Below are 13,238 nucleotides of genomic sequence, written 5' to 3'. Positions count from 1 at the left end.
CGTCCACCCTCCTCAGAAATCGATGGCTGCGTAGAACATGGCAAACAGCCCGTCCACGAGGATGACGACGAAAATCGACTTGACCACCGAGGCGGTCACGTGGCGACCGAGCGATTCGGCACTGCCGCCGACCTTCATGCCCTCGACCGCCGCGATGATGCCGATGATGAGTGCCATGAAGGGCGCCTTGATCATCCCGGTTGCGAGCGTCGAATAGTCCACCGCTTCGTGCAGACGGGTGATGAACACGTCGAAGGTGATGCCCGAATAGGCCCAGGCCACCACGGCGGCGCCGTAGAGCGCCGAGAAATTGGCGACGATGGTCAGAAGCGGCAGCGCGATGGTGAGCGCGACGAGGCGCGGAAACACCAGAACGCCGATCGGATTGAGACCAATGACCTTCAGCGCGTCGATTTCCTCGCGCATCTTCATCGAGCCGATTTCCGCGGTAATGGCACTTCCCGAGCGGCCCGCGATCATGATCGCCGTCAGAAGCACGCCGATCTCGCGCAGTTGCAGGATGCCGACGAGGTCAACGACGAAAACTTCCGCTCCGAAATACCGGAGCTGGAACGCCCCCTGCTGCGCAATGATGGCGCCGATCAGGAAGGACATCAGGACGATGATCGGAACAGCGCGCACCCCCATGTGGTCGAGCTGGTTGACGACCGAGGCAGGAGAGACACCGGCGCCGCGACCGAGCTTCGTCTGCGCACCCCGCACCGCCGAGCCCAGCACGAACATCATCGCGACCATGTCATCCCACAGGCTGATGGTCACGCGTCCGACAGGTTCGAAGATCCGCTCGAACAGATTTCGGCGGTCGATCGGCTTCTCCGGCGGCGTGACGGCTTCGGGAAGCGCCTCGATGAGCTGTCGCATACCCGCCGACCCACCGACGATCTCCACGGATCGTCCCTGCGCCCGCTGCTCGGTGACGAAACGACGGATGAGCCAGGCACCAGCGGTATCCATGCCGGTAACGCCGCTGAGATCGATCGTTTCCGACGTCGTGCCAGCGCCATCGATCAACGGACCGGCCGACTTGATCATTGCTGAGAGACTGTTGTTCTTCCAACGACCGACAAGCCGGATCAGCCGACCGTTCCCGTCCGGCTGCTTATCGATCTCGATGCGTGCGTTTTCAGGCTCAACCGGACTCAAGGTGGCGACTACTTCCAAATCCGCGCCGGACGACCCGGTTGCGCAAATCACATGACAGATGGCTGCACACTATAACCATCGCCGCGGCAGAAGAAATCCTTTGCAAACCATTAATCGCGTTGTCCCGGCCGATTGCCCAAAGGGTTGACCGCTTTGCAACAATCGATTGCTCACGCGGCGCGGACGCCCTCGCCCTGCGCCGTTTCGGGCATTGACGTCGGAAGCAGGACCGGAACCATCTTCACCGGACGCTTTCCAGCGGGCGCCTCGCTGACCTTGTGCCCCCAGGAGATCAACTCAAGCCGCCCGTCAGCATGCTCGGCGATCGCCGTGCAGCTCTCCACCCAGTCTCCGGTGTTGACGTAGTGGATGCCATCAATGTCCTCCATCACGGCGTGATGGATATGGCCACAGATGACGCCATCCACTTCGGCACGTCGTGCCTCGTCGGCGACGACTCGCTGAAACTCGCCGATGAAGTTGACAGCGTGCTTGACCTGGAGCTTCGCCCAGGCAGAGAACGACCAATAGGGCATGCCGAGGCGGCGGCGGATCGCCGCCAGCATGACGTTGATCGCGATCGCGGTGTCATAGGCCCAGTCGCCGAGATAGGCGAGCAGACGGGCATTGCGGACGACGACATCGAATTCGTCGCCGTGCAGCACGAGATACTTCTTGCCATCCGCCATCTCGTGAATGAGGCGCTCGGCCACTTCGATGCCGCCAAAATGGATGCCGGGAAAATCACGCATGAATTCGTCATGATTGCCGGGAATGTAGACGATCCGCGTGCCCTTGCGCGCCTTGCGCAACAGCTTCTGGACGACATCGTTGCATTGCTGCGGCCAGTACCAGCTGCGCTTGAGACGCCAGCCGTCGACGATGTCGCCGACCAGTATGATGGTCTCAGCCTCATGCGTCCTCAGGAAGTCCAGAAGAAAATCCGTCTTGGCGGCCTTCGATCCGAGATGGACGTCCGAGATAAACAGGGTCCTGAAATGGCGTGTTTCGCTGGCATCTTCCACGGCACGGTCCTCTTCGCTGTCACGACAGCGCTTAACCAGACTCGTGTTTCAGGAAGATGACATCGGCGTGATAGGCCGGCAAAACCGGCTATTCCCCTCGAAAAGAGCGGGTAAAGCGGCGGGGAAAAGCAGGAACTAAAGTCTACCACTTGTGGTCAATTCGTGTATGACGGGCAGACCAGATCCGAAGATCAGAAACTGCCGGTGACCCGATGAATTCCCAGGACAAGAACAAGCCGCAAGCTGCGAACCCGACCGCCGACCTCGACGAGCAGGCGCTCTTCTATCACCGCTATCCGCGTCCGGGAAAACTGGAGATCCAGGCCACGAAGCCGCTTGGCAACCAGCGCGATTTGGCACTCGCCTATTCGCCGGGCGTCGCAGCCCCCTGCCTCGCCATCAAGGACGATCCTGCGGCGGCCGACGACTACACGGCACGCTCAAACCTGGTCGCCGTGATTTCCAACGGCACGGCCGTACTCGGCCTTGGCAACATCGGCCCGCTCGCCTCCAAGCCCGTCATGGAAGGCAAGGCGGTCCTTTTCAAGAAATTCGCCGGCATCGATGTCTTCGACATCGAAATTGACGCCCCGACAGTCGACGAAATGGTCTCGACCATCTCTGCTCTTGAGCCGACTTTTGGCGGCATCAATCTGGAAGACATCAAGGCCCCTGAATGTTTCCAGGTCGAGGACCAGCTCCGTGCCAAGATGAACATTCCGGTCTTCCATGACGACCAGCACGGCACCGCGATCATCGTCGCCGCTGCCATCCTGAACGGCCTCGAGCTCGCGGGCAAGGCGATCGAGGACGTCAAGATCGTCGCGTCCGGCGCCGGCGCCGCAGCGCTCGCCTGCCTCAACCTGCTCGTCATCCTCGGCGCCAAGCGTGAGAACATCTGGGTTCACGACATCGAAGGCCTCGTCTACAAGGGTCGCAACGAGCTGATGGATCCCTGGAAGGAAGTCTATGCCCAGGAGACCGACAAGCGTGCGCTCGCCGAAAGCATCGACGATGCCGACGTCTTCCTCGGCCTCTCTGCTGCCGGGGTCCTGAAGCCGGAACTGCTGGCACGCATGGCGCCGAAGCCGCTGATCATGGCGCTCGCCAACCCGAAGCCGGAGATCATGCCGGAAGATGCGCGCGCCGCGCGTCCGGACGCCATGATCTGCACGGGCCGCTCGGACTTCCCGAACCAGGTCAACAACGTCCTCTGCTTCCCCTATATCTTCCGCGGCGCGCTCGATTGCGGCGCAACGACGATCAACGAAGAGATGAAGATGGCGGCTGTCCGTGCCATCGCCGCGCTCGCCCGCGAGGAAGTCTCGGAAGTCGCAGCCCGTGCCTATTCCGGCGAGACGCCGACCTTCGGCCCGGACTATCTCATCCCGTCACCCTTCGATCCGCGTCTCATCCTGCGCATCGCACCGGCGGTCGCCAAGGCAGCCGCCGACAGCGGCGTGGCCCGTCGCCCGATCGCCGACTTCGACACCTATCTCGACCAGCTGAACCGGTTTGTCTTCCGCTCGGGCTTCGTCATGAAGCCGATCTTCGCGGCGGCCAAGATTGCATCGAAGAAGCGCGTGATCTTCGCGGAAGGCGAGGATGAGCGCGTGCTGCGTGCAGCCCAGGTGCTGCTCGAAGACGGCATCGGCGAACCGATCCTGATCGGCCGACCGCAGATCATCGAAACGCGCCTGAAGCGTTACGGCCTGCGCATCCGTCCGGGCACCGATTTCGAACTGGTCAACCCCGAAGACGATCCGCGCTATCGCGACTATGTCGATGACTATTTCGCTCTTGTCGGCCGCGCCGGAATCAACCCGGAAGCGGCAAGGACCATCGTGCGCACGAACACGACGGTCATCGGAGCACTCGCCGTCAAGCGCGGCGAAGCCGATGCGCTGATCTGCGGCGTTGAAGGCCGTTTCGACCGCCATCTGCGTGACGTACGCCAGATCATCGGCAAGCGTCCCGGCGTGCGGGACTTCTCCGGCTTGAGCCTCCTGATCTCGCAGCGTGGAGCAATCTTCTTCACCGACACCTTCGTCACCGACGATCCGAGTGCCGAGGAGATTGCCGAGATGACGATCCTCGCGGCGCAGGAAATTCGCCGGTTTGGCATTGCGCCGAAGGCCGCCCTCCTGTCGCATTCGAATTTCGGCTCGCGCCCCTCCCCGAGTGCCTCGAAGATGCGTCACGCTCTGGAGATCATTCGCAGTTCGGCGCCGGACCTTGAAGTTGACGGCGAGATGCAGGGCGGCTCGGCGCTATCTGAAGTGCTGCGCAAGCGCGCCATGCCGGACAGCACCCTGACAGGCGAAGCGAACCTCCTGGCCTTCCCGAATCTCGATGCTGCAAACATCTCGCTCGGGATTGTCCGCACCATGATGGACGCGCTGCATGTCGGCCCGATCCTGTTAGGGGCCGCCATGCCTGCACACGTCCTCTCCACCTCCGTCACGTCGCGTGGTGTGGTCAACATGGCGGCGCTGGCCGTCGTCGAAGCCTCGACCCCCGCAGTCTGACGGCAAGCCGCCGATGAAAAATGGGGGTGCCAGACTCTGCCGCCACCCGTCTCCGCGAAATCTGGCATCTGGACAAGCCAAAGCTGTAACCGTGAGACTGTTTCCCTTGGAATCCAAGGGTATAGTTCATGGTGCAGTTCGGGGTTTATTTCGATGTGTTGGATTGGCTGGAGAAGCAGGAGAAGCTCGACCCCTCGACCTTCCTCCAGAGGCTTCAGGCGGCCTACGGAACAGGACCCGTTACCTATCTCGACGGCGCCATCAGCAATGGCCGCCTGCGCACATACAACCTGCATCACAGCCAGAGGCGGGAAACGCCCCAGATCGCTCGTGCCCTGCACCGCAGGCCGGGCGTCGAGCAGATCGCCAGAGCCTTTTCGGCACTGGAGCCCGTCCAGCTTGATTCGTGGGCAAAGAGCGGCGTGGAGGGCAACGCCCCTGTCATCCTTGCCTATCCGCTACCGGGCCTGCCGGGGCGCCACAGCTGCATTCTCGTCCAGACCACCTTGACCGGTCGGCAGCTGGCGGCCTGGCGCCGGGCAAACGACCGGGATCTCGTCAGTCTCGGTGGCAGGCTTCATGCCCGCATAGGCAGCACCACGACCATCGACCTGGCCTCACCATCCGCTGCCCATAGTCCGCTGACGCGACGTGAACGCGAGACCTTGGCCTGGATCGCCGCCGGGAAGAGCTATTGGGAAGCGGCAGTCATCCTCGGAATTTCCGAACGCACAATCCGCTATTTCATGGCCAATGCACGACAAAAGCTCGACGTCGTCAACAATGCCCAGGCCGTCGCGGAGGCCGTCTGGAGGGGGCTGATCCCGCGCCTCGCGGAGCCCCGGACACCGTGACGAGGGGCAAACCAACCATCGTATCACAGATTGCAACCACGGAAGCTGTCGCCACCGTCAGTTTCAGAGAGGCCCATTGAACCGCATCCTGACTGTTCCGTTCTGCAAGAAGGAGCAAAGCATGATCAGGATCATCAACGGCACCCGCCGCAACCAGTTTCCATCGGACATCGACGCCATGCACAGGCTGCGCAAACGCGTATTCCATGACCTGCTGGGCTGGGAGGTCGAGGTGCGGGACGATTGGGAGATTGACGATTACGACCGCGCCAACCCGCTTTACGTCCTCTCATACGGCGATGAAGGGCGCCTGCGGGGTGCGCTCCGCCTTCTGCCGACACTCGGCCCGAACATGCTCGACGACACCTTCCCGATCCTCTTGGGCGATGGCCCCCAGATCCGCAGTGCCGCGATCTGGGAATCAAGCCGCTTCTGCATCGACCCGACAATTTCACAGGACCGCGCGAGCAACCAAGTCACCATCGCCGCTGCGGAACTGATGTGCGGCGTCGGAGAACTGGGCCTCGCCTCCGGCCTCAGCCACATCGTCACCGTGACCGATGTCTTCCTTGAGCGCATGTTCAAGCGCATGGGTTGCCCAGGTCGCCGTATCGGTGAACCGCAACGCATCGGCGTCGTCCAGGCGGTCGCTGTGTCCTGGGAGGTCTCACAGGATCTGCTGGATCGCATGAAGGCGATCGCCGCCATCGACGGCAGCGTGCTGGAGACGCCGATGACCCTGACCGCAGCGCGGGCCGCCTGATCAAACCGGCGGTCGCGACACGGCACGCGCGACCGCCACGTCATCGGTCATTTTATTTTGGACATCGCTCAGCTATCCTGCGTCCCGTCAGGGTCGTGTCATGCCTTGCAAACGACAACCGGAACGCAGGATGTGCCGAGCAGGATAACGACTTCCATCGCGATGCTCTTGGGGATTGGCGCCATGCTGCCGACCACGGTGGGCGCCTCTGCGCTCTGCGAGCGGCTGCGCGACCGTCTCGTCCTTGTCGACCGGGGCGGCCCCTCGCCTGAGATCAACAGTTATGCCAGCGCTATCGCCCAGCAGAACCTCGAACTGCGCAAGGTGAGACAGGATCAGCGGCGCTTGCGTTGCCTCTCCTCATCGATCATCGAGATCAGACCGGATGGCGGCAATGACTGCAGCGACCTTGCAACAGCGATCACGCGCATGGAAGCCAATCGAGACCTTCTCGCGGCCAAACTTGCCGACCTGCGCGCGTCCCGTGCGACGGATGCCCGCGCATCCCTGGTAACGGCACTCGAAGCCAATGGCTGTGGACCCGATGCTGTATCACAACCCGAGGAAGCCGCACGTATACCCTATCTCGACACACTGGCCGAACCCTATCTCCCTGACCGCGTCGGCGAGGCGGCTCGATCCGCGCCGTCAATCGGCCTTCTGCCGAGCGGGAATGTGCGAACCCTGTGTGTGCGGACCTGCGATGGTGGCTTCTTCCCGATCTCGTCCCAGACATCGGCAATGAACTTTACCCGCGATGCGACCCAATGCCAGCAGATGTGTCCAGGCACGGAGACCGAGTTGTTCTTTCACGCTCCGGAACGCAGCGAGACCGTCGACATGGTCTCGGCCGTGACGGGCCGTCGCTACCGTGAGCTTGCCAATGCCTTCGTCTACCGCAGCCGCCGCTCGGACGCAGACCCGTCCTGCGCCTGCAACCTTCAGCAATACTACCTGCGGATGACACCGCGTCCGGCCGTTCCGGACTACCAGTCCTCGGTGGTAGACATTGCTCCCACCAAGAAAACCGTCCCACCGCAGGCAGCTCCGCCGGTCCTGGAACGGGATCTCGACGAGGCCAACCTCAATGTCAGGCGTGTCGGTCCGGCCTTCCTGCCACCCGACAAGGGAACAATCGATCTCAGGAACCCTGCGGCACCGGGCCCTCAGCCATTGCAGGAGTGACGCCGCAAAGCCGGCTTCCCCACTGTTCCTCGAAGACAAGGTCGTCGAGTGCCAGACGCTGGCGCCATCCCTTCACCTCCAGTTCGGGCGCGCAGTAGAGTTCGTCCACGAAACCGAGGCAGAGATAGCCGATGATCTGGACGCGCGGGGGAATGCCGAGGATCGTCTTCAGCTCCGCCTCATGGAATATGCTGACCCAGCCGAGCCCGACCCCTTCCGCCCGGGCTGCAAGCCAGAGGTTCTGGATGGCGCAGACGGTAGAAAAGGCATCCATCCTCGCATCATGCGTACGCCCCAGCACGACCGGTCCCCCACGATCCGGATCGCAGGTCACGCAGATGTTGAGGGGCGCCTTGCGGATACCTTCAAGCTTCAGGGCCCTGTAGGCACTGCGACGCTCCTTGGGGAACATGGCCTCGGCCTCTTCATTGGCCCGCCGAAAAGCCTGCCAGACAGCGCCACGCGTCTGCGAACTGCGGACCAGCAGGAAGTTCCATGGCTGCATGAAACCGACTGACGGTGCCGCATGAGCGGCTTCGAGCAGCCTGCACACAAGATCATCCGGCAGCGGATCGGCCTTGAACTGGTCGCGGACATCACGTCGCGTATGAATGGCCCGGTAGACGGCGTCCTTGTCCCGATCGGCAAAGGGCGCTGCCCGGACGAGGAACTCGTTCGGATCGTCGTGCATCGTAATCCCCACAATGCGCAACCACCCGCCGTCCGCGCGGGTTCGGTCTATCTTGTCAGGCCGGTCTTCTGACTGGGCATCATCCTTGATGCGCACCTTCCCGGATTGCTCCAGTGGTCGGGTTTCCCCTTGCGCATCACGTCAGCCTCACAGCGTTGGGCACGTGCCGGATTTTCGCCAGCTTCCCGATTCTCCTGCCGAAGGCAGGCACCTGACAGGTGTCTTCTAGCCGGAAGCAGCAGGCTGGGACAGAGCAAAAGCGACAGTATCAGTCCGTTGTCGGGAAGTATCGGACGAATGCGAAGGCTGTCCCGTCCGGAGACCAATTCGGAACGTTGATCGACCCCTGCCCTCCGAAGAACTCGAACAGCGTTTCGACATTGCCGCCGTCGGCATCCATCAGACGAAGCCAAACCTGCTTGTCGCGCGGGTGGCCCGAAACATCGGCGTCATAGGAGAGGAACAGCACCTTGCTCCCATCCGGCGACGGATGCGGAAACCAGTCACCATAGCCGTCGGAGGTCAGCTGCTGCAGATCGCTCCCATCGATGCGCATACGCCAGATCTGCATGGAGCCGGTGCGGCTGGAATTGAAATAGATCCACTCACCATCGGGCGAATAGTCGGGGCCATCATTATGCCCCTCACCGTTCGTCAACCGTCTCTCGGAGCCGCCCTTGGTCGAGACCGTGTAGATATCGAAGGCACCGTTGCGCTCACCGCAATAGGCGAGTTCTTTCCCGTCCGGCGACCAACCATGCCAGTAGGACGGCATCTTGTCTGTAACCTGGCGCGGTTCGCCGTCCCCATCGCCCAGCAGGTAGATGCAGGATTTGCCGTAGAGCGTGTGGTCCGAGAATGCGATCGAGGCACCGTCAGGCGAAATGCCGTGATCGTTGTTGAGCCGGACGGCGAAGCTGGTGTCGATCAGCTCCGGCTCCGGATCATCCTCATCCAGCGGCAAAGCATAGAGCAGCCCGTCGCCATTGATGACGAGGAACTCGCCATCACGCGACCAGTTGGGCGCCTCGACGAGGTCTTCCGTCTGCCAGACGACCTCGCATTCGCGTGTATTGATGTCGTAGATTTCGACGGAACTGCGCATTCTGCTTCCTCTCGGCCGGACCTGATCGCTCAGCGATCGCGGAACCGGTTCGTGATCGGATAGCGACGATCGCGTCCGAAATTCTTCTTGGTGATTTTCACGCCCGGTGCCGACTGGCGGCGCTTGTATTCGGCGAGATAGAGCAGATGTTCGACACGATGCACGGTCGCAACATCATGGCCACGCGCCACAATCTCGTCGACGCCCATTTCCTTTTCGACGAGGCATTCGAGGATATCGTCGAGAACGGGATAGGGCGGGAGGGAATCCTGATCGGTCTGGTTCGGACGCAATTCTGCAGACGGCGCCTTGGACAGGATATTCTGCGGGATCACTTCACCTGACGGTCCAAGGGCGCCCGGCGGCACATTCTCGTTGCGCCAGGCCGAGAGTGCATAGACCTGCATCTTGTAGAGGTCCTTGATGGGGTTGAAGCCGCCATTCATGTCGCCGTAAAGCGTGGCGTAGCCGACCGACATTTCCGACTTGTTGCCGGTCGTCACCACCATCGAGCCGAACTTGTTGGAGACGGCCATCAGGATCGTCCCGCGCGTACGGCTCTGCAGGTTCTCCTCGGTGATGCCGCTTTCGGTGCCCTCGAACATGTCCGAGAGCGACGAAAGGAAGCCCTCGACCGGTTCCTGGATCGGAACGATGTCGTAATGGCAGCCGAGCGCCTTGGCGCAGGCCTCGGCATCGGCAAAGCTTTCCTTGGAGGTATAGCGGTAGGGCAGCATGATCGTGCGCACCCGCTCCTCGCCCAATGCATCGACGGCGATCGCCGCACAGATGGCCGAGTCGATACCGCCGGACAGGCCGAGCACGACGCTCTTGAAGCCGTTCTTGTTCACATAATCACGGAAGCCGAGCACGCAGGCGCGGTAGTCGGCCTCTTCTTTCTCGGGAATGCGCGACATCGGCCCTTGGTCACAACGCCAGCCATCGACCGTGCGCTTCCAGGTCGTGACGGACAAGGTCTCCTCGAACTGGCTCATCTGGAAGGCGAGCGACTTGTCGCCATTGAAGGCAAAACTCGCGCCGTCAAAGACAAGCTCGTCCTGCCCACCGAGCTGATTGGCGAAGATCATCGGCAGGCCGGTCTCGATCACCTGGCGGAGTGCCACCTGATGACGGACATCCACCTTGCCGCGATAATAGGGCGAACCATTGGGCACCAGCAGGATCTCGGCGCCCGTTTCGGCCAGCGTCTCGCAGACTCCGAGATCGTTCCAGATCTCCTCGCAGATCGGCACGCCGATCCGCACGCCCCGGAAGTTGACGGGCCCCGGCATTTCGCCTTCGACGAAGACACGTTTCTCGTCGAATTCGCCGTAATTCGGCAGATCGATCTTGTCTCGGAAGGCGAGGATCCGGCCGCCATCAAGGATAGCAACGGAATTGTGCCGCCCCTTTTCGCCCTGGCGGGGAAAACCGACGATTATGCCGGGACCGCCATCGGCCGTATCCGCAGCGAGGGCCTCGACGGCCTGCAGGCAGGCGGTAAGAAACGCGGGCTTGAGGACGAGATCTTCCGGTGGATAGCCCGAGATGAAGAGCTCGGTCAGCAACAGCAGGTCAGCGCCCTGCCCCGCCGCATCGGCGCGCGCAGCGCGCGCCTTGGCCAGATTGCCGGTCACGTCACCGACAACAGGGTTGAACTGTGCCACAGCTATGCGCAGGACGTCGGAGATCTTTTTTGCTTCGCTCATGACACCGATTTAGCCGCTCGTGTGACCGATCGCAACGCCACTTCGCGTCGCCTTGTTCCGCAATGTCCGCCGCCGCTAACCAATCCCCCTGAAATCGTGGGAACAAAGGTTTCTGCGTCATGGTTCATGTAGCATTCATGACACTTGTGTGACACCTATGCGAAACATTCATGACACACGCTTCATCCCCCGGAGTTCGACGTGGCCCAACCCAGCCCGAAATCGCTAGTCGCGAGCCTCTTCAAACCATTCGGTGCGATCCGCGAACGGGACGTCAGCACAGCCTGGGTTCTCCAGCTCATCGTCCAGTGGGTGAACACGGCCCTGATAGCGGTCGCGATTGTCGTTGCAAGCGAAGTCCTCGCCCGCGGGACGTTGGTCGACGTGGCGGAGTACATGACCTCCTCCAGCCGCCCGGGCCTGGTGGCAGCCGGGGTCGTCTTCCTGCTGCTCGCCTTTTCCGACGCCGTCATCGGCAAAGCCTATCAGTCGGCACTCATCGTCGGTCCCCTTGCTCTGCTCCCCGCCTTCTTCTCGGGCCAGAAGCAGCTCTTTCTTTCCGACCCGCTTTTCCCCAGTGACCTGCTGTTCGGTCGCCAGATCATCGAACTTCTGCCGGTGATGGTCGCCGCCGAGCCGATCAAGGCGATCGGACTTGCCATCGGCATCGTGGTTTTCGTCGCCGCCTTCGTTACCTTGATCTGGAAGAGCCGCAAGGTCTTCCCGCGTCTCAACATCCTCGGCCGAGGCGCCCGCCTCGCCGTGTCCTTTCCGTTGATCGCTGCCTTCGTCTCGCTGATGGACCCGATGTCGTTTTCGGCCATCCGCGATCGATTGAACATCGTTCCCATGATGTGGGACCAGAAGGAGAACTATCGCCATAACGGCTTCCTGCTCGCCTTCGCCTTCAATGTCCCGATGGCGAGCGTCAGTGCGCCGGACGGCTACAGCTCCTTGGCGATCAGCGATATGCAGACCGACCTGCTGCCGGCCTCCTTCTTCTCCGGGCGCCAGGCCGATGTGATCGTTGTCATGAGCGAATCGCTCTGGGACCCGACCAAGATGAGCAGCGTCCGCTACTCCGCCGACCCGATGCCGGTAATGCGCGCAGCCCAGTCGGGACAGGTGTTTTCGCCTGAATTTGGCGGCATGACTGCCAATGTCGAGTTCGAGGCGCTGACCGGCTTCTCCAACGCCTTCCTCCCATATGGCAGCATCCCGTATCAGCAATACATCCGCCGCCCGGTCCCATCTCTCGCCACCTTCTTTGGTTCGAAGGGCTATGTCACCAAGGCCTTCCACCCCTTTCAGAGCTGGTTCTGGAATCGCGACAATGTCTACAAGTCGCTCGGCTTTCAGCAGTTTCATTCCGAGGAAACCATGCCTGCCATGGACAAGCGTGGCATGTTCGTCTCGGATGACGCCCTGACCCGCTACATCATCAAGGAAGCCGACAACACCCGCGAACCCTTCTTCTTCTTCGCTGTCACGCTGCAGGGCCATGGCCCCTACGAGCACAACCGCTATATCAAGAACACCATCGACGTGGATGCCCCCACGCTCTCTGACGACAGCACCAGTGCGCTTGCCACCTATGCTCAAGGCGTGAAGGAAGCCGACCAGAGCCTGAAGGCGCTGATGGACTGGGCCAAGAAGCGCCGCCGGGAGACGATCATCGTTGTGTTCGGGGATCATCTTCCGCCGCTCAACGCGGTCTATACCGAGAGCGGTTACATGGCCAATGTCGTTGCCACGCGCAAAGCGTCCGTTGCCACGATGAAGCGGGAGCATGAGACACCCCTGGTTATCTGGTCGTCGAAGCGTGGCGTCCAGAAGGATATCGGCACTGTGAGCCCGTCCCAGTTGCCCCACTATGTGGTGCGCATGGCCGGCTATCGCCATCCGTTCTACACCGGCATGCTCGGTCGGGTGGCGGAGCGCTTCGCGGTCATCGACCGTCACCAGTTGATTGGTCGCAACAACAAGGCGCAGGCGGACTGGTCCCTGTCGGGCCGCGTGGATCCCCTGATCCGGGATTATCGCCTGCTGCAGCACGACGTGATGTTCGGCGAAGGCTACGGTCTTGGACGTTTCTTCCCAGAGCAAACAGATCTGATGCAACCGGCCAGTTGAGCAGTTCGTTACTTCTGATCACAATTATCCATAAACTCGATTTGAACGGTTGGCGCTATTGCAGCGCCAAGCGATTTCAGT

The 13,238-nt window shown here is 61.6% G+C and carries 10 protein-coding genes and 1 riboswitch; of the genes, 5 read left to right on the top strand and 5 right to left on the bottom strand.

Features of this window, described 5'->3' with window-relative positions; genetic code table 11:
- Nucleotides 1-12 precede the first annotated feature (12 nt).
- Both J2045_RS12300 and J2045_RS12295 read right to left on the bottom strand, forming a co-directional pair.
- A complete protein-coding gene (locus J2045_RS12300; protein ID WP_307373060.1) occupies nt 13-1,164 on the bottom strand; it encodes an ABC transporter permease in 1,152 nt (383 codons plus the stop codon).
- A gap of 170 nt (nt 1,165-1,334) precedes the next feature.
- Complete coding sequence (locus J2045_RS12295; RefSeq protein WP_307373058.1) at nt 1,335-2,189, bottom strand: UDP-2,3-diacylglucosamine diphosphatase; 855 nt, start codon at nt 2,187-2,189, stop codon at nt 1,335-1,337.
- A gap of 212 nt (nt 2,190-2,401) precedes the next feature.
- Here J2045_RS12295 and J2045_RS12290 point away from each other — a divergent pair, with 212 nt between their 5' ends.
- The 4 genes from J2045_RS12290 to J2045_RS12275 all read left to right on the top strand — a co-directional run bounded on the left by J2045_RS12290 (nt 2,402) and on the right by J2045_RS12275 (nt 7,519).
- Entirely contained in the window at nt 2,402-4,717 is a 2,316-nt protein-coding gene (locus J2045_RS12290) for an NADP-dependent malic enzyme (RefSeq protein WP_307373057.1), read from the top strand.
- A 128-nt stretch (nt 4,718-4,845) separates the two neighbouring features.
- Nucleotides 4,846-5,571, top strand: coding sequence for a helix-turn-helix transcriptional regulator (locus J2045_RS12285; RefSeq protein ID WP_307373056.1), 726 nt, complete (start codon nt 4,846-4,848; stop codon nt 5,569-5,571).
- A 121-nt stretch (nt 5,572-5,692) separates the two neighbouring features.
- Nucleotides 5,693-6,334, top strand: a complete 642-nt coding sequence (locus J2045_RS12280) for an acyl-homoserine-lactone synthase (protein WP_307373055.1) — start codon at nt 5,693-5,695, stop codon at nt 6,332-6,334.
- 183 nt (nt 6,335-6,517) lie between these two features.
- On the top strand, nt 6,518-7,519 hold the full coding sequence (locus tag J2045_RS12275) for a DUF2865 domain-containing protein (RefSeq protein ID WP_307373053.1): 1,002 nt from the start codon (nt 6,518-6,520) through the stop codon (nt 7,517-7,519).
- Here J2045_RS12275 and bluB read toward each other — a convergent pair.
- From bluB to J2045_RS12260, 3 genes are all read right to left on the bottom strand, one after another.
- On the bottom strand, nt 7,476-8,210 hold the full coding sequence (gene bluB / locus J2045_RS12270; protein ID WP_307373052.1) for a 5,6-dimethylbenzimidazole synthase: 735 nt from the start codon (nt 8,208-8,210) through the stop codon (nt 7,476-7,478). The genes J2045_RS12275 and bluB overlap by 44 nt on opposite strands.
- Before the next feature lie 41 nt (nt 8,211-8,251).
- A riboswitch (cobalamin riboswitch) is annotated at nt 8,252-8,440 on the bottom strand.
- A 38-nt stretch (nt 8,441-8,478) separates the two neighbouring features.
- Complete coding sequence (locus tag J2045_RS12265; RefSeq protein WP_307373051.1) at nt 8,479-9,315, bottom strand: TolB family protein; 837 nt, start codon at nt 9,313-9,315, stop codon at nt 8,479-8,481.
- A gap of 29 nt (nt 9,316-9,344) precedes the next feature.
- Nucleotides 9,345-11,024 (bottom strand): NAD+ synthase, encoded by a 1,680-nt coding sequence (locus J2045_RS12260; RefSeq protein ID WP_307373049.1) that lies wholly within the window; start codon nt 11,022-11,024, stop codon nt 9,345-9,347.
- 201 nt (nt 11,025-11,225) lie between these two features.
- On the opposite strand from J2045_RS12260, the gene J2045_RS12255 reads away from it, so the two are divergent.
- Nucleotides 11,226-13,157 (top strand): LTA synthase family protein, encoded by a 1,932-nt coding sequence (locus tag J2045_RS12255; protein ID WP_307373048.1) that lies wholly within the window; start codon nt 11,226-11,228, stop codon nt 13,155-13,157.
- The last annotated feature ends 81 nt before the right edge of the window (nt 13,158-13,238 follow it).

Source organism: Peteryoungia aggregata LMG 23059 (assembly GCF_030814435.1).
Taxonomy (GTDB): domain Bacteria; phylum Pseudomonadota; class Alphaproteobacteria; order Rhizobiales; family Rhizobiaceae; genus Allorhizobium; species Allorhizobium aggregatum.
Note: the sequence above shows the minus strand (reverse complement) of the source record. Positions and strands in the feature narration are given on the sequence as shown.